General features: G+C 69.3%; 22 protein-coding genes. 9 read left to right on the plus strand and 13 right to left on the minus strand.

All coding sequences use genetic code 11. The features are described 5' to 3' along the window. Positions 1-214: 214 nt before the first annotated feature. Positions 215-1531 (minus strand): amidohydrolase, encoded by a 1317-nt coding sequence (locus EXE52_RS02415; protein ID WP_137691930.1) that lies wholly within the window; start codon positions 1529-1531, stop codon positions 215-217. Positions 1532-1620: 89 nt separating this feature from the next. Here EXE52_RS02415 and EXE52_RS02420 point away from each other — a divergent pair, with 89 nt between their 5' ends. Continuing rightward, positions 1621-1980 (plus strand): dihydroneopterin aldolase family protein, encoded by a 360-nt coding sequence (locus tag EXE52_RS02420; RefSeq protein WP_094553627.1) that lies wholly within the window; start codon positions 1621-1623, stop codon positions 1978-1980. Between the two features lie 31 nt (positions 1981-2011). Here the strand turns inward: EXE52_RS02420 and EXE52_RS02425 are convergent, their stop codons facing one another. The 8 genes from EXE52_RS02425 to EXE52_RS02460 all read right to left on the minus strand — a co-directional run bounded on the left by EXE52_RS02425 (position 2012) and on the right by EXE52_RS02460 (position 12093). Then, positions 2012-2557, minus strand: coding sequence for a hypothetical protein (locus EXE52_RS02425; RefSeq protein WP_094495633.1), 546 nt, complete (start codon positions 2555-2557; stop codon positions 2012-2014). A 40-nt stretch (positions 2558-2597) separates the two neighbouring features. Continuing rightward, on the minus strand, positions 2598-2996 hold the full coding sequence (locus EXE52_RS02430; RefSeq protein ID WP_094495632.1) for a hypothetical protein: 399 nt from the start codon (positions 2994-2996) through the stop codon (positions 2598-2600). Continuing rightward, positions 2980-4314, minus strand: coding sequence for an ABC transporter ATP-binding protein (locus EXE52_RS02435; protein ID WP_094495631.1), 1335 nt, complete (start codon positions 4312-4314; stop codon positions 2980-2982). Before EXE52_RS02435 ends, EXE52_RS02430 begins: the two co-directional genes overlap by 17 nt. Then, positions 4311-5399 carry an ABC transporter ATP-binding protein gene (locus tag EXE52_RS02440; RefSeq protein WP_094495630.1) on the minus strand — a complete coding sequence of 363 codons (1089 nt, stop codon included), beginning with the start codon at positions 5397-5399 and terminating at the stop codon, positions 4311-4313. Before EXE52_RS02440 ends, EXE52_RS02435 begins: the two co-directional genes overlap by 4 nt. Beyond that, positions 5399-6949 (minus strand): ABC transporter permease, encoded by a 1551-nt coding sequence (locus EXE52_RS02445; protein WP_345781392.1) that lies wholly within the window; start codon positions 6947-6949, stop codon positions 5399-5401. Before EXE52_RS02445 ends, EXE52_RS02440 begins: the two co-directional genes overlap by 1 nt. Before the next feature lies 1 nt (position 6950). Beyond that, positions 6951-8039 (minus strand): ABC transporter permease, encoded by a 1089-nt coding sequence (locus EXE52_RS02450; RefSeq protein ID WP_094495629.1) that lies wholly within the window; start codon positions 8037-8039, stop codon positions 6951-6953. A gap of 271 nt (positions 8040-8310) precedes the next feature. Next, positions 8311-10179 (minus strand): ABC transporter substrate-binding protein, encoded by a 1869-nt coding sequence (locus EXE52_RS02455; protein ID WP_094495628.1) that lies wholly within the window; start codon positions 10177-10179, stop codon positions 8311-8313. 285 nt (positions 10180-10464) lie between these two features. After that, positions 10465-12093 carry a GTPBP1 family GTP-binding protein gene (locus EXE52_RS02460; protein ID WP_094495627.1) on the minus strand — a complete coding sequence of 543 codons (1629 nt, stop codon included), beginning with the start codon at positions 12091-12093 and terminating at the stop codon, positions 10465-10467. A 173-nt stretch (positions 12094-12266) separates the two neighbouring features. Here EXE52_RS02460 and EXE52_RS02465 point away from each other — a divergent pair, with 173 nt between their 5' ends. Further along, on the plus strand, positions 12267-13145 hold the full coding sequence (locus EXE52_RS02465) for a ZIP family metal transporter (RefSeq protein ID WP_241988193.1): 879 nt from the start codon (positions 12267-12269) through the stop codon (positions 13143-13145). Between the two features lie 36 nt (positions 13146-13181). On the opposite strand, the gene EXE52_RS02470 is transcribed toward EXE52_RS02465, so the two are convergent. After that, positions 13182-14192, minus strand: a complete 1011-nt coding sequence (locus tag EXE52_RS02470; RefSeq protein ID WP_137703407.1) for a transcription initiation factor IIB family protein — start codon at positions 14190-14192, stop codon at positions 13182-13184. 163 nt (positions 14193-14355) lie between these two features. Between EXE52_RS02470 and EXE52_RS02475 the strand changes: the two genes are divergently transcribed. Then, a complete protein-coding gene (locus tag EXE52_RS02475) occupies positions 14356-14877 on the plus strand; it encodes a hypothetical protein (protein WP_089308695.1) in 522 nt (173 codons plus the stop codon). 27 nt (positions 14878-14904) lie between these two features. On the opposite strand, the gene EXE52_RS02480 is transcribed toward EXE52_RS02475, so the two are convergent. After that, entirely contained in the window at positions 14905-15699 is a 795-nt protein-coding gene (locus tag EXE52_RS02480) for a cell division inhibitor (RefSeq protein ID WP_094580065.1), read from the minus strand. Positions 15700-15780: 81 nt separating this feature from the next. Continuing rightward, complete coding sequence (locus tag EXE52_RS02485) at positions 15781-16212, minus strand: HIT domain-containing protein (protein ID WP_049932159.1); 432 nt, start codon at positions 16210-16212, stop codon at positions 15781-15783. 128 nt (positions 16213-16340) lie between these two features. Between EXE52_RS02485 and EXE52_RS02490 the strand changes: the two genes are divergently transcribed. From EXE52_RS02490 to thiD, 5 genes are all read left to right on the plus strand, one after another. Further along, the gene (locus EXE52_RS02490; RefSeq protein ID WP_049932161.1) at positions 16341-16643 is read left to right on the plus strand and encodes a hypothetical protein; all 303 of its coding nucleotides are present in this window, start codon (positions 16341-16343) and stop codon (positions 16641-16643) included. A 361-nt stretch (positions 16644-17004) separates the two neighbouring features. Next, positions 17005-18900 (plus strand): ABC transporter substrate-binding protein, encoded by a 1896-nt coding sequence (locus EXE52_RS02495; RefSeq protein WP_137703408.1) that lies wholly within the window; start codon positions 17005-17007, stop codon positions 18898-18900. Further along, positions 18897-19763 carry a phosphatase PAP2 family protein gene (locus EXE52_RS02500; RefSeq protein ID WP_049932166.1) on the plus strand — a complete coding sequence of 289 codons (867 nt, stop codon included), beginning with the start codon at positions 18897-18899 and terminating at the stop codon, positions 19761-19763. Before EXE52_RS02495 ends, EXE52_RS02500 begins: the two co-directional genes overlap by 4 nt. A 56-nt stretch (positions 19764-19819) precedes the next feature. Next, complete coding sequence (locus tag EXE52_RS02505; protein WP_137703409.1) at positions 19820-20449, plus strand: DsbA family protein; 630 nt, start codon at positions 19820-19822, stop codon at positions 20447-20449. 111 nt (positions 20450-20560) lie between these two features. Next, the gene (gene thiD, locus EXE52_RS02510) at positions 20561-21418 is read left to right on the plus strand and encodes a bifunctional hydroxymethylpyrimidine kinase/phosphomethylpyrimidine kinase (protein WP_049932170.1); all 858 of its coding nucleotides are present in this window, start codon (positions 20561-20563) and stop codon (positions 21416-21418) included. Positions 21419-21437: 19 nt separating this feature from the next. Here the strand turns inward: thiD and EXE52_RS02515 are convergent, their stop codons facing one another. Then, on the minus strand, positions 21438-22235 hold the full coding sequence (locus EXE52_RS02515; RefSeq protein WP_086216603.1) for a ZIP family metal transporter: 798 nt from the start codon (positions 22233-22235) through the stop codon (positions 21438-21440). 303 nt (positions 22236-22538) lie between these two features. On the opposite strand from EXE52_RS02515, the gene EXE52_RS18390 reads away from it, so the two are divergent. Beyond that, positions 22539-22843 (plus strand): hypothetical protein (locus EXE52_RS18390; RefSeq protein ID WP_199239129.1); only part of this gene is annotated, 305 nt, incomplete at its 3' end.

A 22843-nucleotide genomic window follows, 5' to 3' on the forward strand; every position in this document is an offset into this window, starting at 1 on the left:
TGGCTGCCCCTTTGAATCCCTCCCCGCCCGGCACCGCAGCCTCACGCCTCCCCAGCGTCGTCGGCCTCCCTCCGGTCGGCCGACTCCAGCGAGAAGCGAGGATTCCCCGGCAGCCGGCGCTACGCGCCGGCGACCTCGCGCGTGCTGACGAGCGCCCGCAGGGCGCGAGTCGCACGCGCCACCGCAGTTCTATACATGAATAGCCGTGCGTCCGCTACGCCGAATCCACGCGGTCGACGAGGTCGCTCGCGGCGGCCGCGGCGCGCTCCTGTACGGCCGCGGCGTCCACCGTCAGCACCTCTCGGTCGCGCATGAGAATGTCGCCGTCACAGACCGTGTGGCGCACGTCGCTCCCGCGGGCCGCGTACGCGAGGTGCGAGACGGGGTCGTGGACCGGCGTCAGGTGCGGCGCGTCGAGGTCGACGACGGCGAGGTCGGCGGCCGCACCCGCCTCGATCCGACCACCCGGGAGTCCGAGGGCGTCCGCGCCGCCGGCCGTCGCCATCTCAACGACCGCCCCCGCAGGGACCGCGCTCGCGTCGTCCGCGGCGAGCTTCCCGAGCATGGCGGCGTCGCGCATCTCGTCGAACACGTCGAGGTCGTTGTTCGAGGCCGCGCCGTCGGTGCCGAGCGCGACGGTCACGCCGGCCTCGCGGAGCCGCTGAACCGGGGCCATCCCGCTGGCGAGCTTCATGTTCGAGGCCGGGCAGTGGACGACCGCCGTTCCCGACTCGGCGAGCCGGTCGATCTCGCCGCCGCCGACGTGAACGCCGTGCGCGAAGAAGTCGTCCGGGCCGAGCGCGCCGAGGTCCTCGGCGTACGCGATCGGTCGCTCCCCGCGCTCGTCGACGATCGGGTCGACCTCGTCCGCCGTCTCGTTGGCGTGGAGGTGGACCGGAACGCCCGCCTCCCGCGCCTCCGCGACCCCCTCGCGGAGGAACTCCTCGCCGACCGTCGTCAGCGAGTGCGGCATGAACGCCGTGCGGATCCGGCTGTCCGCCGCGCCGTCAAGCTCGCGGGCGACCGCGAGGCTCTCCTCGACGTCCGCGCGGGCGTCGGCCGCGTCCTTGCCGACCGTCACGACCCCGTGGCCGAGCCGCGCGCGCAGCCCCGCGCGGTCGACGACGTCCGCGACCCGGTCCATCGCGAAGTACATGTCCGCGAACGCGGTCGTCCCAGACCGGATCATCTCCAGGGCGCCGAGCTCCGCGCCCGCCTCGACGTCGTCCGGCGTCAGTTCGGCCTCCGCCGGCCAGATGTCCTCGCGGAGCCACGGGTCGAGCGGTTTGTCGTCTGCGTACCCGCGGAGCAGCGTCATCGCGACGTGCGTGTGCGCGTTGACGAGCCCCGGGATCACGAGCGACCCCGACGCGTCGAGCGTCTCGTCGGCGTCGGGCGGCGCCTCGCCGTCCGCGCTCACGTCTCGCACCTCGACGATCCGCCCGGCGTCGCGGTCGATCGTCACGTCGGCCTCGGTCACGGAGCCGTCGGGGCGGAGGACGCGGCCGCCCGTCACGCGAAGCGCGTTCATACGGACCGATCCCGCTCCCCGAACCAAACGGCTTCGGTTCCGCCGGGCCCCTCCGAAGCCTCTTAGGCCGGCGCCGCCGCAGTGCGGGCATGGCAACCGACGCCCAGCAGGCGTGTTTCGAGGCCGGGATCAAGTTCGGCTCGCTGTACCACCAGTTCGCCGGCACGCCGGTCAGCCCGTCGAGCACGCGGAGCATGGAGGCCGCGATGGCGGAGGCGATCGAGAACCAACCGCACTGCGAGGCGGTGACCGTCGATATCCACGACGACCGCGTCGCCGACGCGATCGACCACGAGAACGGCTACACGGAGCTCACCGGCTCGCTGATGGACGTGGAGATGCGGATCGCGTACGAGGGCGTCACGGTTCACACGCGGATGGCGATGGAAGACGGGTACCCGCTGATGGAACTGGTCGACGTGGTCGAGACGGCGGACCCCGACCGGTGACCGGCGACCGCTCGCTCCCGCCGAGACGCGGTCAGCGCTCGTAGGCGTACACCGACTCCGGTTCCGGGAAGAACGCGCTCGGGTCCTCGTGTTCGATCGATCCGAGAGTCGTCCCGTCGACCTTCTTCACGTGCGTGTACATGCGTCCGCGGTCGAGGGCCGTCCTGACGAGCGGCGCCGCGAACCGGAGCCGGAACGTGCCGGCGATGAACACCGCGATCTGCTCGTCGTGGTCGAGGCACTCGGTGACGATGAACCGCACCCCCTCTCCGTCGGCCTGATACACCCCGATCTCGTCGAAGTCGGCCCGTTCGGACAGCCCGACGAACTCGTCTTCGACGTCGCCCGGAACGACGTAGCTCAGCCCCCACTCGTCTGTCTCGCCCGTGTCCGGCGCCTTCGGCGTCGTGTCCCCCGCCGCGACCGTGAACGTCTCGTACCCGGCCTCCTCGCGGTCGGCGGCCATCGCCTTCATGTCCTCGATCGTCTGCTGTAGCCCCGTCTTGGACTGTTCAACCGACCGTGCGCGCCGCTCGGCGTCGTCCGCGTCCTGTCCGTTGGGGTCCGTTCGAACCATGCTCTCGCACTGTTACAGAGAGGTAAAACGCTTGTGCGCTTCAGACGCCGACGCCCGCGACGAGTTCGAGCGACAGCGACACGCCCAACACGACCAGGCTCGTCACGAACGCCTTCACGTTGCGACTCACGCGCTCTTCGAACGGAATCGTTCGCTCGCGGAGTGGGGGAAGCCGCATGAGTCTGCTCTCGACGTCCCACGCCTCGTCGGTGTCGAGGGTGATGCGTTCGCGGTCACGACGCTTCGACTTGGGCTGAATGGCTAACGACCCCAGACCGAACAGCACGAACCCGACGACGAACAGGACGTACTTCAGCGTGATCAGGCCGTCGCCGAACGCGAAGGCGACGACGGCGCAGCCCCCGACCACGGCGGCCGACGCGGCGCCGACCCAGACGGCGAACTCGCTGATCCGGTCGGCGTTAGTCGCTGTCTGCACGGCGCGTAAGCACGGGGTCTACGTCCTCGTACTCGTCGGCGTGCCGGTGACAGTAGCTGTACCGACCCGACGCGGACACCTCGTACATCTCGGGCTGTTCGTCGTCACAGACGCTGGCGAACTCCTCGTAGAGGTGTTCTTGCGCCTCCGTCGGCCGCCCCCGTTTGACCATCTCGACCGCGGTCTGAATCTCCTCGTCGACCCGCTCCGGCACCTCGATGCCGTCGAAGGTGTCCGCCCTGCTCTCCTCGATGTCGTCGAACCGGTCGAACCGGTCGAGCCGCCGCCTGACCCGGTCCCCCGTCGAGAGCGCGATGCGAGCGCGTTCGCGGACGACCTCCCTGAACTGCTCGATCCCCTCCCAGAGGTCCTCGTCGAGGTCGGCGTACGACTCCGGTTTGATCTTCGCCGGGCAGCGCGTCGAGAGGTTACAGCCCGCCGGCGCGTCGCTCGGACTCGGGGGCGTCCCCGAGAGCGTTATCCGGCGAGACGTCTTGGTCGGGTCTGGCTCTGGAATCGCAGACAACAGCGACTGCGTGTACGGGTTCGACGCGTCCGTGAACAGTTCCTCCGCTTCGCCCATCTCCATGATCTTCCCCAGGTACATCACGGCGACGCGGTCTGAGATGTACCGGACCACGGAGAGGTCGTGGGCGATGAGCAGATAGGTGAGGTTGAACTCCTCTTGGAGGTCCTCGAGGAGACTGATGATCTTCGCCTGAACGCTCACGTCGAGCGCGGAGACCGGCTCGTCGAGGACGAGGAAGTCCGGCTCGAGCGCGAGCGCGCGAGCGATCCCTATCCGCTGGCGTTGGCCCCCGGAGAACTGGTGGGGGTACCGGAAGTAGTGTTTGTCGGGGAGACCGACCGCGGACAGCAGATCGAGCACCCGCTCGCGGCGGTCGTTCATCGTCTTCCAGTCGTGCGCGTCGAGCGGCTCCCGAATGATCTCACCGACCGTCATCCGGTCGTTCAGGCTGGATTCGGGGTCTTGGAACACCATCTGGGCGTTCTTTCGCCACTCCTTCAGATCCTTCCCGGAGAGCGTCGTGATGTCAGTGCCGTCGTATCTGATCGAGCCCTCGGTGGCGTTTTCGAGCGCCAGCATGGTGCGCCCGAGCGTGCTCTTTCCGCACCCGGACTCGCCGACCAACCCGACCGTCTCGCCGCGCTTGATCTCGAAGGAGACGCCGTCGACCGCCTTCACCGGCGGGTCGGCGAACATCCCGTCGCCTCCGTAGTACTTTTTCAATCCCTCGACTTCCACCAGCACCTCCGACTCCTCGGTCGGAGGCGACTGCTCGACTGCGTTGCTCATGAGTGGTCCTCCGTACTCTCGTTCGCTATTTCGACGTGTTTCTCCACGCGCGCCGTCTCGCTCAGATCGTCGGGGTACAACAGGCACGCCGCCGTGTGGTCCTCGGCGTCACCGACGGCAACGTGCTGCGGCGGTACCTTCTCGCAGTCGCCGAACGCCTTCGAACACCGGGGCGCGAACCGACAGTGATCGGCCGGCTCGTTCGGCGTCGGAACCTGTCCTTCGATCGTTTCGAGCCCGTCCGCACGGGAGTGTTCGCCCGGGATAGACCGGAGCAGCGCCCGCGTGTACGGGTGATGTGGATTCCCGAACAGCTCTTCGACGGGCGCCTTCTCGACGATCTGTCCCGCGTACATCACGTTCACGCGGTCCGCGATGTCCGCGATGACTCCCATGTCGTGGGTGATGAACAGTATCGACAGCCCGCGCTCCTCCTGTAGCTCCTTCAGGAGGTCGAGGATCTGCGCCTGAATCGTCACGTCGAGCGCGGTCGTCGGCTCGTCGCAGATCAGGAAGTCGGGGTCACACGCCAGCATCATCGCGATGACGGCGCGCTGGCGCATTCCGCCGGAGAACTCGTGCGGGTACTCGTCCAACCGACGCTTGGCGTCCGGAATGCCGACGGCTCGGAGCAGTCTCGTCGCCTCCTCGGTCGCCTCCTCGCCCGTGATGTCGCGGTTGACCGCGAGCGACTCACGGATCTGGTTGCCGACGGTGTAGACCGGGTTAAGCGACTGCTGCGGGTCCTGGAAGACCATCCCGATCCCGCTCCCGCGGATCGACTGGTACTGCTTCTCCGAGAGGTCGGTGAGCTCCTGTCCGTCGAACGAGATCGACGACTCCGGGAGCACCTTCCCCGGTGACTCGATCAGCCCCATGATCGAGCGGGCGGTGACGCTCTTGCCGGACCCAGACTCGCCGACGATTCCGACCGTCTCGCCGCGACCGACGTCGAAGCTCACCGAGTCGACCGCCCGGATCGTTTCGTCGTCCGTGTAGAAGACCGTTTGGAGGTCTCTGACGGAGAGGATCGGATCCTCGCGGCCGTCCGTGGCGTCCGTGCTCGCGCTCTGTGATCGGGCCATCACGCACCACCTCCGGCGGCCGCCTCCTCGCCATCGCCGGTCTCGACCTCCGGATCGATGGCGTCGCGGATCCCGTCACCGAGGGCGTTCATCCCGGTGACGAGGATCACGATCATCAGCCCGGGGATCAGCGAGATGTGCCACGATGGCGACGAGACGTAGCTCTGCCCGGCCGATATCGCCCGTCCCCAGGCGGGCGTCGGGGGTGATATCCCCAAGCCGTTACCGAGGAACGACAGCGCCGAGAGGCTGATGATGATCCCGCCGACGGACATCGAGGCGTAGACGAGCAGGTACCCGAGGACGTAGGGGAGCATGTGCTTTTGCATGATGTTCCGCGGCCGTTGGCCGTAGCTCTCCGCGGCGCGGACCCAGTCTTCCTGCGCGACCTGTAGCGCCGGGCCCCGAACCGCCCGCCACAGGAACGGCCACGTTGTGAACGCGAATATGAGCGCCAACAGGAACCCGCCGTCGAGTACCGCCCCGAGCCACGTGTTCGCGAAGACCGCGCTCATCATTATCAGCAACAGCAGCTGTGGCACGGAGACGACTCCGTCCGCGACCGTGAGTATCCCGAGGTCGAGCGACCCGCTGTAGTACGCGGACAGCATCGACAGCGTCATGGCCACCACCGCGGCCCCCGTGATCGCCATCCCCGAGACGATCATCGTGATCCTGGCGCCGCCCATCATGAACGTGAACAGGTCGCGGCCGTTCGGGAGCGTTCCGAACGGGTGGAAGCGGCCGTAGTCGTCGTAGGTCATCACGCCCACGTTGGTATCGACCGCACCCTTCGACTTCGAGTTGAAGTTGGCGTCGCCTGCGAACACCGTCTCGACCGTTCCCTCTTCCGTGAGGTACTGGATCTGGCTCTCGTCGCTGTAGGTATTCTCGATGTTCTGACTGACGGTCGAGGGAGCCAGCGCGGACCCGAACGTCGCCATCGTCAGGAACACGACCAACACGACGATTCCGAACTGTCCCCAACGGTGTCCACGGAGGTTGTTGACGATGTCGTCCGTCGGGGTCCAGTCGGACTCGCGGTAGTGGTCGCGGTAGACGAGCCACCCGCGGAACGCCCAGTAGGCCGTAAAGAGCGCGTACGCCATGATGAGCGTGAACCTGAGAGCCCATGCGACCGCCGGCTGAAGCCCGAGGAAGGTGCCCTGCCACGCGCCGTTCGGGGTCTGATGCCCCTGGTTCGGGATGACTTCGCGGCTGAACAGCGTCGGTAGCTCGCCGAGCGTCCCCCCCACGCTGCGGAGCATCCCGACCACACCGGCCTGGAAATCGGTCACGATCTGCGCCAGCCCGGGCGAGACGAACCCCACGACGATGTCGATGAGACCGGTCACTCCGATGACCAGCGCGTCGAGCATACCGACTAGGATCCCGCCCCACGTGGCGAACTCGACGGCGAGCAACACGAACATCGGAACGGCCCACCACACGAACGGCTCCGGGTTCTCCGCGATACGGGCGGTGAGCGACAGATTATCACGGTGTGTCAGTTCCTCTCGAATCGACTCGGTGGAATGTCTATCGGACATATTACTCACTCTCTCCAAGGCTGATTCGCGGGTCGATGTACGTGTACAGGAGGTCTTGGCTGATGTTGAAGAGGATCTGGATCACGATGAAGATGAACACGAGAGCCATCACCAGCGGGATGTCCGGCCCCAGCACCGCGCTGAAGAAGAGATTCCCGAGACCGTTGATACCGAACACCGACTCGACGAGGACGGATCCCCCGATCAGCAGGTAGAACTCGCCCATGACGACGGGCAGAAGCGGGATGATCGCGTTTCGGCCGACGTGTTTGGCGATGATCCGACGGGGTGACACGCCCTTGGCCTTCGCTGTCTCGACGTACTTCGAGTTAATGCTCTCGAGCACCGCCGTCCGTCCGATCCGTACTTCGTTACCCATCGACGACGATCCGAGCACGAGCGCCGCGGGCAGTATCCACTTGAACGCGACGAACATCGGGCCGGGATTGGGTACCGGAATGAACAACAGCTCCAGGTACGGGATGCCGCTGAATATATCCACGTTGGTGAACAGGTTGCCCAGCGCATCGGGGGTCCCGCTGACCTGCGTCTCGACGATCGCCGTGCGGTAGAAACTGAGGGCGCCACCGGCGGTGATCAGCCCGGAGATGATGACGGCGAGCCAGAAGTTCGGCATCGCGCGCCAGATGATCCCGAACCCCGAACTCGCGTAGTCGCGGAACGTGTTCGCGCGCAGGCCGGCGTACAGCCCGACCGGGACGCCGACCCCGAGCGCGATGACGACCGACCAGAACCCGAGCCAGAGCGTCGCGGGCATCCGGTTGATGATGAGCGTGGTGACGGGCGTCTCGCGCTGGATGACCCACGAGTCACCGAAGTCGAGCAGGAACAGGTCGCTGACGACTCGGAAGTACTGTTCCCACAGGGGTATGGGGTTCCCGGCCGAGTCGATGTAGTTCAGCGCCATCCGGAGCTGTCGGATGTCCGCCGGCGTCGCCTGTCGACCGAGGATGCTCCCGACGGGATCGATCGGCCCGAGGTAGAGGATCAGAAACGACATCGTGATCCCGAAGATCATCACCGGGATCGCGAGTCCTAACCGCTTGAGTATGTAGATTCCTCGATTCATGCCTCGATCACCGGATCGGGAACCGATGTCCCGCCGACGGGTTGAGGCTGGGAGGACTGGTTAGCCGGGACCGGCCCGCACGAACGTAACACGGTCCGGACGCGCCGCGCGCGGCTTGTCGGTGCCGTCAACGACTGTCGATCGTTCGTCGAATCTGTGGGGCGCAAACGTAATGGACTGATACTGGTGGCCATTCTTAACCATATCGATCAAACGACCGAGAGGGAGGGCGAACGGCCGGTTCGAAGCCGATAAACGACGCTGTCGCGGGTTACTCGCCCTGCCAGTGGTTGGCGTACCCGTCACCGCCGCCGGGGAAGACCTGCGGGGGCGTGAGGTGGTACGCGGACTCGCCGCGGCCCTTGAACACGCTCTCGACGAAGTCGTCGCGCGTCATCACGTACGCCATCGCCTTCCGGACCGGCTTGGGAACGTTCTCCATGTTGAACCCGACGTAGAACGTGTCGATCGTCGGCGTCCGCGACATGTTGATCGTCTTGTCGTTCTCGAGCGGCCCGTACGTCCCGGTCTGCTGGGCGCCGTCCTGGCTCGTCAGGTCGATGAGCCCGGGATCGAACTGCGAGGTCGGGATCCCGCCGGCGTCCGTGTTCTCGTTGAGGAGCCGATTGTAGATCGCGTTCGGGTCGCTGAGGATCGCGTCTTGGATGTTCTCGACCGCCGGCGCATCGCCGTGGTAGTCCTCGAAGGCCGTGGCGCGGAACTCGCCGCCGACGCCGGACTCCCACTGGTCGAAGACGAACGGACCGCAGCCGACCGGGTTCGTCGAGAACTCCTGGAAGGTCATGTCGCCGTCGTACCCTTCGATGTCGCCGACGATGCCCTCGGGGACGGCCGAGAACGCCGAGTAGCTGAGCACCTCGAGCGCGTAGCCGAACGGCTCGCGGAGCGTGATGCTGAAGGTGTAGTCGCCGGTCGCTTCGACCGCGACCGACTCCGGCACGACGTTCCCGTCCTCGTCCGTCTCGCGGTCGATGTTCAGGACGCTGATCGGGAAGTAGGTGTTCGTCGAGTTCGAGGACTCGACGAGCCGCCGGATCGAGTAGACCACGTCGTCCGCGGTCACCTCGCCGTAGTCGCCGTGGAACTGGACGCCCTCCTTGAGGGTGAACTCGTACTCGGTGAGGTCGTCGTTCGTGGAGTAGTCCTCGACCAGGAGCGGCTCGACCTCGACCGTTCCGTTGACGTAATTGAACGGCGCGTCGAACATGTCCATGATCTTGGCGCCGCTCGCCGTGTTCCCCGAGGCGATCGGGTCGAGCGCGTTGAACGTCGCGGACGCGCCGTTCAGCGTGCTGCTCCCCTCGAGCCCCTGGACGGACGTGCTGGTCTTCGCCCGGGACACGCCCATCCCGCCCGGAGGGTCGTAGTCGACTCGATCGTACCAGAAGCGGTCTTCGACGCTGTGATACACCGGGAGCATCGCCGCGGACTCCCAGAGCAGTTTCTCCAGCCGGAGAGTCGCGTCGCCGCGCGCGCTCGCCGCCTCTTCGGTGTTCTCCGGATTGCCCGAGATCTCATCGAACGCCTCCACCATCGCGCTACGAACCTGCGGGTCGGTGTTGGAGTCTTCGCTCCAGAACAGCCGTGCGCCGTTCGGCGACGCCCCTTCCGCGTCGTAGACCGTGTTGTCCGGGTCGACCAGCTGCGTGAAGTTCCTGATCCCCGGGTAGTCCGCGATCCAACCGAGGGTGAACGCGTCCATCTCGCCTTTCTCGGTCCGCTCGAGGAGGGCGCCGAAGTCGGCCTTACTGATGTTCATGTCGATGTAGACCGACTCGAGGCGCGCTCGGAGGGTATTCGCGATCTCCTCCCACGCCGGTGAGTTGTACTGGAGCCAATCGAGGCTGAACCGGTTGTCAGGTCCGTACCCGGCCTCTTCCATCGCCGCCCGGGCGTCCTGGATCCGGTTCTCGTTTGCCCCGTACGGGTACGAAGACGGGAGCTCCAACTCGCCGTCGGACCCGTCTCCGCCGTCGGACCCGTCTTCGCCGTCGGACCCGTCTCCGCCGTCGGACCCGTCGCCACTGTTTCCGGAACAGCCCGCGATGCCAGCCGTGAGTGCCGACGCTCCGGTCACTCGGAGGAACTGACGCCGCTTGAAATTGTCTTTGTCAGACATACACACTCGATTCCTAAGCACAATAATTAACGCTTTCGGTATACTGAGATATCGGTACCCGATCCCACCGTTCGGACCGAGTTTTTTCACCGGATCCTGAACCTGTGGCCCCACTCGCTCGGTCCCGTGAGAGATGGCAGAAATCCGACTGTTGTCCCGATCGGACGCCTCCGCTACGACCGAAACGAGCGTCCGTCGCCGCCGCGTCGTCGGGGCGAAATCGCTGTCGAACACGGCGCGTTCGACCGCCCTCGCCACGGCCGGTCCGCGTTGGCTCTCCGGCCGTCACTCCCCCCCGGTCGACAGCACCGTCCCGACCCCTTTGCTCGACCCCTCGCGGAAGACGAAGCGCTGTCCCTCCTCGATCAGGTACGGCCGGAACTTGAACCGGACGCGCGCCTCGCCGGTGTCGCCCGGGAGCAGTCGCCCCTCGTCCGGGAAGAACGCGGCCGCCTCGGAGACGGTTTCGAGGTGGACGACCGGCTCGTACCCCTCCTGAATCCGCGTCGGGTGGTTGAGCACCATCACCTCGGCGTCGAACTCGCGGACCGGTTCCGGCTCGCTGTCTCGGGGGACCAGCGCCATCCCGCGTTCGATCTCCGCCTCGTCGACGCCCTTCAGCGCGATGCCGACGATCCGCCCGGCCGTCGCCTTGTCGACCCGGTGGTAGTGCATCTCGATCGACCGCACCTCCACCTCGCGGAACGAGCCGTCGGGCATGGGCCCGAGGAGGAGCTCGTCGCCCGTCTCGACGGTCCCCGAATTCACCGTGCCGGACGCGACGGCGCCCACGCCCGTCACCTTGTAGCTGCGGTCGACGTACATCCGGAAGGCCTCCCGGTCCGGCGTCGCGCGCTTCGGGAGGCGCTCGAACAGCCGGTCGAGCGTCTCGACCCCGTCTTTCGTCACCGCGCTGGTCCGCAGCAGGGGGACGACTCCGTCGCCGACCTCCGCGACCGCGGTGTCGACGCCGTGCCGGTCGACCAGCAGCGGGGTCTGGCCCGCGTCCCGGAGCATCGACTCGACCTCGCGCTCGACCGCGGCGAGCCGGCCGTCGCCCACGGCGTCCGCCTTCGTGATCGCGACGATCGTCGGGAGCTCGGTCGCCAGGAGGATGCCGAGGTGCTCGCGGGTGGTCTTCGTCGGGCCGTCGTCGGCGGCGACCACGAGGAGCCCGTAGTCCAGTTTCTGGCCGACGATCCCGCGGATCGTCGTCCGCAACCACGGCTCGTGGCCGACGGTGTCGACGAAGGAGACGAGCCGGTCGGCGGCCTCGACGACTCCCGCACGGTCGGACTTGCGGTGGGGGTTGTCCATCCTGACCGGCTCGTTGGCGCCGTCGGCGAAGCCGTACACCGCGTACGAGAGGTCGGCCGAGAGGCCGCGCTCGACCTCGTGGGGTTGGACGTCGAGGAAGCCCCGCGTACCGCCCTGCCCGTCGTCGGCGCGCCCGGTGACCAGCGTCCCGACCAGCGTCGACTTGCCGTGGTCGACGTGGCCCGCCGTGCCGACGACGAGGTGGTCCTCGTCGGCCTCGAACACGCCGCCGTCGCGGAGCGTGGCGAGCCCCACGAGGCCCGCCTCGTCGCCGTCGCCGCCGGAGCCGGCGCTCCACGTCTCGGCGTCGGCGATGTGGGCGTCGGCCTCGTCGGCCAAAAGCGAGAGCACGTCCATGGTCTCGGAGAAGGCGTCGGGGGAGACGCCGGCCAACCCGCCGTCGTCGGTCACGCCGAGGACGTAGGTAGCCTCGCCGTCGCCGGAGAGGACACGGTGGCGGAGCTGAGCCACGAGCGACTCCATGCGCCCGTCGGCGAGGTGGACCTCGCGCGTCAGGCGCTCCTTGAACTCGATCGCGCCGCCGTCTCGCTCGCCGCGCTCGATGGCCCGCCGGAGGGCGGACCGGTCAGCGCTCATATTCGTCCGTAAGCGACAGCCGGGCTTAACGGTTTTCGTGGTACGTGCCCCCACGGCTCGTGATCGGTACCGAGCCCTCGGGAGCGCTCCCGAACGACGCGCGTCGCTCGCCCCGGAATCCGGACGCCCGCCGGAAATATTATTAATTCAGGCAGTATAGTTATTACTGTACAATGACGGCATTCGAGAGCGACACCGACGGAGCGACGAGCGGTCGCGGCTCGATAGCGCCCCGGGAGTGGGCGATCGGCGTCGGCGGGGTGGTCGCGCTCGCCGGCCTCTCGGCGCTCGCGCTCGCCGCGGGCGTCACGTGGAAGCTGCTCGCCATCTCTTGGACCGCCTTCGGCGCCATGGCCGTCGGCGCGCCGCTGGGGGCTCGGACGGTTGCGGCCGATCACCCCCTCGAACCGGTCTGGGGGTACGGACTGGCGAGCGGCGCGATGGTGACGAGCACGGCGCTGTTCCTGATTCCCCAGGCGCTCGCCCAGCACACGCGGTTCGGCGGGCTCGGCATCGCGGTCGGATTCTTGGCCGGGTACGCCGGCCACTCGCTCGGACACCGGTTCGCGCACCTCGACCTCCCCGTCGAGCACACCGCGGTGGAGCTGACGGTCCACGCCCTCGCGGCCGGCGCGATAATCGGCGCCATCTACGGCGCGATGCCGTCGCTCACCTCGCTGCTCGGGATCGCGCTCGTCTCTCACAAGGCGCCGGCCGGCTACGCGGCGGCCCGCCGCCTTGCGGCCCGCGACCGGTCGATCGTCACTCTCGCGCTCCCGGCGGCGGCCGTCGGCCTCGTCGCCCTCCCGGTGGCCGCGATCGGACTCACTCCGTCCAGCGTCCTCCGCGGGCTGCTGTTCGGCGTCGGGGCCGGCGTGTTCCTCCACGTCGCCGTCGACCTGCTGCCGGAGTGTACGGCGGGGAGCGAGACCTCTCCCGCGGACGCCGCGAGCGACGGTCACCGGCTCCGCGACCGACTGCGCACCCACGCGGCGATCAGCTCCGTCACCGGCGGCGTCGCCGTCGCCCTCGCCTGGCTCCTGATCACCTGACGATCTCTCCCCGCGGTCCGGCGTCCACGCCCGACGTTACGACTCCGTCAGGTCGACGTAGGTCCGCCGGACGGTCACCGGCGTCACGCCGGCCACGTCCGCGGCCGCCTGCTGCGTACACTCCGCGTCGAGCTCCCGGGCCGCGGTGTACAGACAGGCGGCCGCGACGCCGACCGGGTTTCGGCCGTTGGCGATCCCTTCCTCGACGGCGCGCTCGGCCAGCTCGCCCGCCCGACGCTCGACGGCGGGATCGCAGCCGAGGTCGCTCGCGAACCGCGGGAGGTACTCCGCGGGACCGCTGGGCGCGATCGGCAGGCCGAGTTCGCGGTTCATCGCGTCGAAGGCGGCCTGGTGCTCGTCCTCCGTCGCCTTCGCCTCGGCGCACACCTCACCGACCGTGCGGGACACGTCGGCCGTCCGGCAGGCGACGTAGACGCAGGCGGCCGCGAAGCCCTCCAGCGAGCGCCCGCGGAGCAGGCTCTCCTCCTGCGCGGAGTCGAACAGCGCACAGGCGGCGTCGCGGACGCTATCGGGCAGGCCCATGACGCCGGTGAGCCGCCGGACCTCGGTGTACGCGTACACCTTGTTGCGGTCGCGCTTCGTCGAGATCTGCGCGCGGTTGTGCTGGGTCCGCATCCGGGCGAGCCGGCGGCGCTTGCGCCCCTTCACCTTGGTCGACCGGCCGATCTCCGTCGAGAGCCCGCGGTCGTGGCGGGACCGCGTCAGCGGCGCGCCGGTGCGTTTCGGATCCGTGTCCTCGTCGTCGAACGACCGCCACTCGGGGCCGTGGTCGATCCGGTCGGCGTCGACGACCAGCCCGCAGTCGGCGCAGACGCGCTCCGCGCCGTCGACGCGCGTGCGGCCGCCGCACTCCGGACACGTCTCGCGGTTTCCGGTCTCGGCGGCGGACGCGGTCTCGGACCCCTCGGCGGCCGCTGTGCGGTCCGCGGTCGCGGCACCGTCGGCGGTCGCCGAGCGGTCCGTCGTCGCGACGTCGTCGGTCTCTGTACGGGGCGAACGAACGCGGGTTGAGCGTGCGTCACTCATCACACGTCGAACTCCGGCCCGAAGCCTTACTTAAACCCGGGCGAATCGGCGGTCGATCGGCCGGATCGGCGCCGCCGAACCGACCGGTTATCGGTCGGTGATCGCGGCGGCGACCGCGCCGCGGTACGGTGGTTTTAACATTTCGTGCGAGACACGAATCCGCATGACGCTGTCGGAGATCGCGGCGGGGGTCGAGGTGACCTCGCGCCAGCGCGATCGCGGAGTCGCCCTCGCCGACGACACGGAGACGCCGCTCGTCGACCGCCTGTCGGACCACGCCGAGTCGCTCCCGTGTACGCCAGAGGCGACCGCCACGCTCGTCGACGCCTACACCGCCGGCCGGAGCGTCGGCGACGCGGCGCGTGAGGCGGGCGTCAGCCCGATGACGGCCGCGAAGGCGCTCCACCGCTGCGGCGTCGCGGGCGTCTGTCCGCTCTCACCCACCGCACGTGACATCGTCCGCGACTGGCTCGCCGGCCGGACCCCCCGCAGCGAGGCCGTCGCGCTCACCGGCGGCGACGAGGCGGACTTCGCGCTGGCGACGTACGTCGAGACGCACGACCCGGTCGAGCCCGTCGCGGAGGCGGTCGACGCGCAGGTCGCCGGCTCCGCGCCGCTGGGAGACGGACTCGGCGCCGACGACCCCCTCGGCGACGCGCTCGGCTCCACCGACGGCCTCCGCTGAGCGCCGATCCCGTCTTTCCGCTCCGCGTCAGGGCGCGAACCGCTCGACGAGGCTCGGCTCCGGAAACTCCACGTCGAGCGTCGCGTCGAACGCCGCCTCGTACGCGGTCGCGATCGCCCGCGCGTACGCGTCATCACCTCCAGCCGCGGTCGGCGCGGCCGCCACCTCGGGATCGGTCGCCGGCACGCGGACGACCCCGTCGCCCTCCTCGCCGTCACCGCTCCCCGGTCGCTCGACCGCGAGCGTCGCGTCGAGGCTCCCGCCGACGTCGGCGATCCGGCCGCGGAGCCGCTGGGCCGCGTCGCGCCCGTGGACCGTCGCCGGCCTGACCGCGACCGCGCGGTCGACCGTCGTCGCGGCCGCGACGGCCTCGTTCGACCCGACCGGCGCGGCGTCGACGACCACCGCGTCGTACGTCGTCGCCGCCTCGCCGATCCGCCGCTCCAGCTTCCGGGCGGCCTCCGCCGTCTTCGCACGCGCGACGCGCTCGAACGGCGCTCGCGCGGGTATCGCGTCGACCCGTCCCGGGAGGTCCAGCGCGTCGCGCTCGCCGTCCGCGGTCCGCCCGCTGTCCCCGCCGGTCCCGATGACCGGATACGCCGCCGCCGACAGCGCCGCGTCCGAGTCGTCCGTGAGGAGCGCCGTGAGGTCGGGGTCGATGCGCCCGCTCACGTACTCGGAGAGTCCCTGCGTCGTGAACGCGGCGTCGACGACGGCCACGTCGGCGCCGTCGCGCGCGCCCATCGCCGCCAGCTCGACAGCGGTCCGCGTCGTCCCCGCGCCGCCGGTCGCCCCGACCAGCGCGAGCGTCGTCGCGTTCATACGCCGGCCTCGCCGGAGGGTGTTCTTAAGAATCGCGAACTCGGGCGGCGGGTCGCGCCGGCGCTACTTCCCTCGCCGTCGTTACCCGTCTATCGCGGCCGCGACCTCGTCGGCGACCGCGTCGAGTTCGTCGTCGGAGAGGTCCGGCCGCCCGCCGGCGACCGCGTGGATCGCCGCGCCGCCGTCGCCCTCGAAGCGCGGGACGACGTGAACGTGGACGTGCGGGACCTCCTGCCCGGCCGCCTCGCCGTCGTTGACGCCGACGTTGGCCCCGTCGGCGCCGACGGCCGCTTGAATCTCCGGCGTGAGCGACGCGGCCGCGCCGAACAGGTCGCTCGCGAGGTCGGCGTCGAGGTCGCCGACGTGGTGCGCGTGCGACTTGGGGATCACGAGCGTATGTCCGCGCGCGAGCGGGTTCGCGTCGAGGAACGCCAGCACGGAATCGGTCTCGTAGACGGTGCGCGCCGGGATGTCGCCGGCGACGATCGAACAGAAGATACAGTCGTCGGACATACCCGAGCGATCGCTCGGCCGTCTCATCAAGGTTTCCCGGGGCGGCGGTCCCTCAAGATTTGCGCCGTCGCGGCGCCTGCGTCCCGCGCCGCCAACGGACCTATATCCGCCGCGCCGAAACGGCGGGTATGGACGACCGGCTCGAACGCGTGATCCGCCAGCAGCTCCGCAAGGCGGGCAAACAGTTCGAGGAGGCAAAACGCGCCTACGCCGAGGGGCGCGACGACCCCGAGGGCGACGCGGCGGCCGCGGCGCGGTTCGACCTCCCGACCGACGAGTCCGGCGCGGCGCGTATCGTCTGCCGCCGCCACGCGGAGCGCCGGACCGTCCCGGTCGACGCCGAGGGCCGTCCGGCCTGCTTCGAGTCGGGTCACCCCGACTGCGAGGGGTGCGCCGAGGACGTCCGCGACGGCGTCGTCGAGACGTGGTGACGGGGGACCGGCGCTAGGCTCCCACCGATAGCGCCGCGGTCCGACACGCCCCGGTTTGTTTTCAGACGTACAGGTGCGGCGCATGAACCGGACCGCCGCCGTCGCCGGACTCTCCGCCGCCGTCGCCGGACTTGGTACCGGATTCCTCGTTGACTTCACGGCGCTCGGGTTGCGGTTCCGCCCGCCCTTATCCCCCACGCGCGGGGCTCCTCGCCGATCTAGCGCTCCCGCTGCCGAACGCCATCTGAGGCGACTCGCCTCGGCGCTCGGGCGGCCCGACGGCGTCGGTGCGACCGCTCTCGGCGCGACGACGGCACAGAAGAGATATACCGAGCGGCTGAAAACAGGTGGAAACGTCCGAATGACGCGATCGATCAGTCGACGAGCGGCGCTCGCAGGGCTCGGCCTCGCGGCCGCCAGCGCCGGCTGTCTCGGTCGCACGGAGAACATCGCCGGCCGCGATCCCCCCGAGCAGCTGACCCTCGAGATCAACGCCACGCCGGCGGACGCCGACCCCAACGGGATCCGTATCGCCAGACAGCTCGAAGAGCACCTGACCGCCGTCGGCATCGATGTCCGGCTCAACACCGTCGGACAGACCGACCTCTGGCGGAAGGTGCTCATCAACCAGAACTTCGACCTCTACGTCGGGCAGTTCGTGGAGACGGAGCCGTTCGACCCCGACGCGCTGTACGGGCTGACCCACTCGCGGTTCGTCGCGGAGTCGGGGTGGCAGAACCCCTTCGGCCTCACGGAGATGGCCGTCGACGACCTGCTCGAACGGCAGCGCCGGGCGGCCGGCCGCGACCGCGACGACGCCGTCGACGCCCTCCAAGAGACGGTGTGCGAGCTTCAGCCCTTCTCCGTCGTCGCGTTCCCCGACGCGCTCACCGCCGTCCAAGAGAGCCGGTTCGACGGCTGGACGGAGGACCGACAGCCGCTCTCCGTCACCGGGCTCCTCGAACTCGACGACGTCGCCGCCGACGGCTCGGGAGGCGGCGGTTCCGCGACGAACGCGTCGGCGGGCGGCGTCGAGACGACGACCGACGCGGCCGCCGCCGACGCGACGGGGGACGCCCTCCGGCTCGTGACGACCGACGACCGGATCACGGAGAACTGGAACCCGATCGCCGCCGAATACCGGAACCACGGCACGTTCACGGGTCTGTTGTACGACCCCCTCGTCCGCGCGGACGGCGACGAGTTCTTCCCGTGGCTGGCGACCGGCTGGGAACGGGTCGACGAGACCACGCTCGACGTCACGCTCCGAGAGGCCCGGTGGCACGACGGCGAGCCCGTGACGGCGAGCGACGTGGCGTTCACCTACGCGTTCCTCCGCGACACCTCCCTCGGGAACGTCGAGACCCCGGTTCCGACCCCCCGGTTCCGCGGCCGGAGTTCCGTCGTCGAGGGGGCGCGCGCCCGCGACGAGTCGACGGTCCGACTCACCGTGGCCGACGTGAACGAGACGGTCGCCGTCAGGGCGCTCCGGGTGCCGATCCTCCCGGAACACGTCTGGTCAGAGCGGACCGGCGCGGCGACGATCGCCGGCTTCGAGTTCGACTTCGAGACCACGGAGGCGATCGTCTCGAACAACCCCGACCCCGTCGGGAGCGGGCCGCTCCGGTTCGTCGAGGCGACCGCCGGGGAGTCGGTCGCCTTCGAGCGGAACCCCGACCACTTCCTCGTCCGGTCGACGCCCGAGGACGACGCGGACGCGTCCGGGGAGACCGCTGATCCGCGAGCGGGGGTCCCGTCCCGATACCACGGGAAGCCCGCCTTCGACCGGCTCCGCATCGAGGTCCTGCCGTCGGACATCTCGGCCGTGGAGTCGGTCGCCGAGGGACTCGCGGACGCCACCGTCTCGAACCTCGGGCCCGAGTCGGTCCCGCGGATCGGTCGCTCGGCTGACGCCCGGCTCGTGAGCGGGCGGTCGGCGGCGTTCTACCACGTCGGGTACAACGTGCGCCGGAGCCCGCTGTCGAACCCCCGGTTCCGGGCGGTGATCGCTCGGCTGATCGATAAGACCGCGATCGTCGACGGCGCCTTCGACGGCTACGCGCGGGCGGCGACCTCGCCGCTCGCGGCGTCCTCGGCTGATGTTCCGGAGTCGGTGGCGTGGGCCGACGGGAGCGACCCAGTCCACCCGTTCTTCGACGACGGTGGGTCGCTGGACGTCGCGGCCGCCCGCGAGGCGCTCCGGGAAATCGGGTACCGGTTCGACGGCGAGGGGCGGCTGCTCTCGCGGGGGCGATGACGCCGTTCCTCTCGGTCCTCACGTCGGTCGTGGCGTGGGTCGTGGCGATGCTGGTCGTCGCGAGCGTCGCGGTGATCGGCCCCGCCCGGCTCCGCGAGACGTGGAGCGGGCTCCGCGACCGGCTCTGGGACGCGCGTCGGGCCGTCGCCGTCGTCTGCGCGGTGCTGATCGCCAGCGCCGTCGGGCGCCCCCCGCTACTGGACGTCTCCAGGCTGTTCGGCCTTCAGGCGACGGCGTTCATTTACGGGCTGGAGGGCGGGTTCGTCGCGTGGGTTCAGGCGACGTTCGCGACCCCCGCGCTGACCGCCTACTTCTCGTGGGTGTACGTGTACGGCTACGCGTTCCTGCTCGCGTTCCCGCCGGTCGCGTACCTCGCGCTCCCCCGGACAACGACGTTCAGCCGCGTCCTCGTCGCGTACGCGCTCAACTACGGGATCGGGCTGGTGCTGTACACGGCGGTGTTCGCCCACGGCCCGCGGAACGTGATGCCCGACATGGTGACGCCGCTGCTGTTCACCACGCAGCCCGACGTGATGGCGCTGACGAGCGAGGTGAACGTGAACTCGAACGTCTTCCCGTCGCTTCACACCTCGCTGTCGGTCACCGTCGGGACGTTCGCGGTGCTGACCCACGAGGAGTACCCCCGGTGGACGCCGGTCGCGGTCCCGCTCTCGCTGTCGGTCGTGGTCGCGACGATGTACCTCGGCATCCACTGGCTCACCGACGTCGTCGCCGGGTTCGCGCTCGCGTTCGGCTCGGTGGCGCTCGCGTACCGGCTGGTCGAACCGCGGTCCGACCCCGGAGTCCCGCGCGACGGCCCGGAGGACGACCAGCCGCCGTCGGAGCCGAACGCGAGCGACTGACCCCCTCGACCGCCGCCGAACACACCGTTTTGTATCGCCGGGCGTTACGCCCGCCCATGAGCGCCGACCGACAGACCATCACGGTGTACTCGGACTACGTCTGCCCGTTCTGTTATCTGGGTCGTCAGTCCCTCTCACAGTATCAAGAGAACCGCGACGAGGAGCTCGCGATCGACTGGCGCCCGTTCGACCTGCGGAGCCAGAAGCGCCGCCCGGACGGGACGATCGACCACTCCGTCGACGACGGGAAAGACGACGAGTACTTCGAACAGGCGAAACAGAACGTCCGCCGGCTCGCCGACGACTACGGCGTGGAGATGGACCTCGACATCGCCGAGGATGTCGACTCGCTCCCCGCCCAGATCGTCTCGTACTACCTCCGTGAACACCACGACTACGAGACGTGGCTCGCCTTCGACGAGGCGGTCTTCGCCGCGCTCTGGGAGGACGGTGAGGACATCGGCGACGCCGACCTCCTAGCCGAACTCGCCGTCGACGCGGGCGCCGAGGCCGACGAGGTGCGGTCGGCCCTCGACGACGAGACGCTCCGCGAGAGCGTCCGCGAGCGGTTCACCGAGGCGCAGCGGGAGGGGATTACCGGCGTGCCGACCTTCGCATACGACGGGTACGCGGCGCGCGGCGCCGTCCCGCCCGAGCAGCTCGAACGCCTCGTCGAGGGGACCTGAATCCGTTCGTCGTCGCGGTGAGGCACCGACCGTTCGCCGTCCGAGGAACCCGGTAGCTCGGCCGAGCGCGAAGAGCACCACTAATTAATACCACAAGGTTGTATCACGCCTATGCCCGAGTACGAGCCGGTCGAGCCGCCGGTCGCGCTGACGATCGCCGGCAGCGACAGCGGCGGCGGGGCGGGGATCCAAGCGGACCTGACCGCGATGCGCGCGCACGGCGTCCTCGGCACATCAGTCGTGACGGCGACGACCGCGCAGAACACCCGCGGCGTCGAGGACGTTCACCCCCTCCCCGCCGATCACGTCGCGAGCCAGTACGCGGCGGTCGCCGACGACTTCGCCGTCGGGGCGATCAAGACGGGAATGCTGGCGACCGCCGAGACCGTCGAGCAAGTGACTGAACTGGTCGCGGAGACGGACGCCCCGCTCGTCGTCGACCCCGTGATGGTCGCGGCGACCGGGGATCGCCTGCTCTCGCCCGCCGCGGAGGACGCCTACGAGGGGCTGATCGCGGACGCGACGCTCGTCACGCCGAACGCCGACGAGGCCGCGGTGCTGACCGACGCGCCGGTCGACACCCCCGCCGATGCCGAGCGCGCGGGCCGCGAGCTCGTCGCGCTCGGCGCCGACGCGGCGCTGGTGAAGGGCGGGCACCTCGACGGCGAATCCGCCGAGAGGGACGCTGTCGTCGACACCCTCGTCCGGGCCGACGACGCGGGTGGTAGTGCCCCGGAACGCGTCGCGCCGACCGTCGACCGCTTCGAGACGCCGCGGATCGACACCGAGGCGACGCACGGTTCCGGCTGCGCGCTGTCGAGCGCGATCGCCGCGCGACTGGCGAGAGGGGAGCCGCTCCGCGACGCGGTCGACGCCGCGGTCGCCGGGATGACCGAAGCGGTCCGACGCGGTTACGACGTGGGAGAGGGCCCGGGCGCGGTCAATCCCACGGCGTTGGGCGAGGAGTGACGGACCCCGCCGCCGGAACTCACAGGTACGCGAGCGGGATCATAAGCGCGACGCCGAGCGCGACGCCGCCGACGAGGACCGGTTTGCCGCCGCGCGGGAGGTCGGCGCCCGTTTCGAGCGCCTCGGGGACGAACTCCGACAGGACGAGGTAGATCATCGCGCCCGCCGCGAAGCCGAAGCCGTACGGGAGAAACTCGCGGGCGTACCGGACGAACGCGAACGCGATCACAGCGCCGATCGGCTGCGGGAGACTTGAGAACACCGACCACCACACCATCTTCCACTTCGAGACGCCCATCGCCCGCAGCGGGATCGAGATGGCGGTCCCCTCGGGGACGTTGTGGATCGAGATGGCGACGGTCATGAACACGGCGAGCAGCGGGACGGTGAAGCCGAACAGCGCGGTCCCGCCCTCCAGCCCGAGGTCGGCGAAGGAGACGCCGACCGCGATCCCCTCCGGAAAGCTGTGGACCGTCAGCACGCCGAGGATCAGGATCAGCTTCTTGAAGTCGGCCTCCTCGTACTCCCGCGGATCAATCTCGGCGTCCGCCAGGACCTCGTGCGCGATGACGACGAGGACGACGCCCGCGAGCATCCCGACGCCGATCTCAACCGCTGTCCCCTCCGCGAGCCCCTCTTGGATCAGCCCGAACAGCGACGCGGAGAGCATGATCCCCGACGCGAACCCCCACAGCGCCACGTTCCCGCGGTCGCTGATCGTCTCGAAGAAGAAGAACGGCAGCGCGCCGATCCCGGTCGCCAGCGCCGTGATCAACCCGGCGACGAACACGAACGCGTAGGCGTCGAGTGCGACCATTCGTACGCGACGGTACGCCGCTCCGGGTCATAACTCCGAGGGACGCCCCCACGCGCTGGGAACTACCTACCCCTCCGAGGCGAAGCCGAGTTCACCCCAGGCCGCGAGCGAGACCGGAAATAAGCACCAACAGAAACAGCGCGACGAGGAGCAGGAGTACTGCGAGCTTGGTGCCGAGCGCGCAAGACGGACCGCCGCCTCGAACTCCGCTCCGTCGCGGTCGAATCGGTACGTCCACGTTCACGATCCGCCCCGCGGTCGAATCGAAGTCACCGGTCGGTCTCCGCCGCGACGGCATCGACCGTGCTCGGCGAAGCGGCGGCGCCGGTCGCGTCCCCCGCGCTGGCCGATCCGTTCGCCGTCGGCTCGGTCGTGTTCTCCGGCGGCTCCGGCGACGGTTCGGACGGCTCCGACGCGTCGTCATCGTCCGTCTGGCTCGTCGCGTCGGTCTCCGACCTCTGCGCGTCAGACGTGCTGTCGTCGGTGTTCGACGTGTCGTCGGTGTTCGACGTGTCGTCGGTGTTCGACGTGTCGTCGGTGTTCGACGTGTCGTCGGTGTTCGACGTGTCGTCGGTGTTCGACGTGTCGTCGGTGTTCGACGTGTCGTC

The organism is Halorubrum sp. CGM4_25_10-8A (assembly GCF_005435025.1).
Lineage (GTDB): Archaea > Halobacteriota > Halobacteria > Halobacteriales > Haloferacaceae > Halorubrum > Halorubrum ezzemoulense.

Excerpts from the sequence above, each read along its gene's own strand:
- EXE52_RS02495 (WP_137703408.1), top strand. The coding sequence starts at position 17,005 with ATGACGCGATCGATCAGTCGACGAGCGGCGCTCGCAGGGCTCGGCCTC.
- EXE52_RS02465 (WP_241988193.1), top strand. The coding sequence starts at position 12,267 with ATGACGGCATTCGAGAGCGACACCGACGGAGCGACGAGCGGTCGCGGC.
- EXE52_RS02435 (WP_094495631.1), bottom strand. The coding sequence starts at position 4,314 with ATGAGCAACGCAGTCGAGCAGTCGCCTCCGACCGAGGAGTCGGAGGTG.
- EXE52_RS02485 (WP_049932159.1), bottom strand. The coding sequence starts at position 16,212 with ATGTCCGACGACTGTATCTTCTGTTCGATCGTCGCCGGCGACATCCCG.
- EXE52_RS02500 (WP_049932166.1), top strand. The coding sequence starts at position 18,897 with ATGACGCCGTTCCTCTCGGTCCTCACGTCGGTCGTGGCGTGGGTCGTG.
- EXE52_RS02515 (WP_086216603.1), bottom strand. The coding sequence starts at position 22,235 with ATGGTCGCACTCGACGCCTACGCGTTCGTGTTCGTCGCCGGGTTGATC.
- EXE52_RS02480 (WP_094580065.1), bottom strand. The coding sequence starts at position 15,699 with ATGAACGCGACGACGCTCGCGCTGGTCGGGGCGACCGGCGGCGCGGGG.
- EXE52_RS02490 (WP_049932161.1), top strand. The coding sequence starts at position 16,341 with ATGGACGACCGGCTCGAACGCGTGATCCGCCAGCAGCTCCGCAAGGCG.
- EXE52_RS02420 (WP_094553627.1), top strand. The coding sequence starts at position 1,621 with ATGGCAACCGACGCCCAGCAGGCGTGTTTCGAGGCCGGGATCAAGTTC.
- EXE52_RS02455 (WP_094495628.1), bottom strand. The coding sequence starts at position 10,179 with ATGTCTGACAAAGACAATTTCAAGCGGCGTCAGTTCCTCCGAGTGACC.
- EXE52_RS02445 (WP_345781392.1), bottom strand. The coding sequence starts at position 6,949 with ATGTCCGATAGACATTCCACCGAGTCGATTCGAGAGGAACTGACACAC.
- EXE52_RS02425 (WP_094495633.1), bottom strand. The coding sequence starts at position 2,557 with ATGGTTCGAACGGACCCCAACGGACAGGACGCGGACGACGCCGAGCGG.
- EXE52_RS02505 (WP_137703409.1), top strand. The coding sequence starts at position 19,820 with ATGAGCGCCGACCGACAGACCATCACGGTGTACTCGGACTACGTCTGC.
- EXE52_RS02450 (WP_094495629.1), bottom strand. The coding sequence starts at position 8,039 with ATGAATCGAGGAATCTACATACTCAAGCGGTTAGGACTCGCGATCCCG.
- EXE52_RS02475 (WP_089308695.1), top strand. The coding sequence starts at position 14,356 with ATGACGCTGTCGGAGATCGCGGCGGGGGTCGAGGTGACCTCGCGCCAG.
- EXE52_RS02460 (WP_094495627.1), bottom strand. The coding sequence starts at position 12,093 with ATGAGCGCTGACCGGTCCGCCCTCCGGCGGGCCATCGAGCGCGGCGAG.
- thiD (WP_049932170.1), top strand. The coding sequence starts at position 20,561 with ATGCCCGAGTACGAGCCGGTCGAGCCGCCGGTCGCGCTGACGATCGCC.
- EXE52_RS02440 (WP_094495630.1), bottom strand. The coding sequence starts at position 5,399 with ATGGCCCGATCACAGAGCGCGAGCACGGACGCCACGGACGGCCGCGAG.
- EXE52_RS02415 (WP_137691930.1), bottom strand. The coding sequence starts at position 1,531 with ATGAACGCGCTTCGCGTGACGGGCGGCCGCGTCCTCCGCCCCGACGGC.
- EXE52_RS02470 (WP_137703407.1), bottom strand. The coding sequence starts at position 14,192 with ATGAGTGACGCACGCTCAACCCGCGTTCGTTCGCCCCGTACAGAGACC.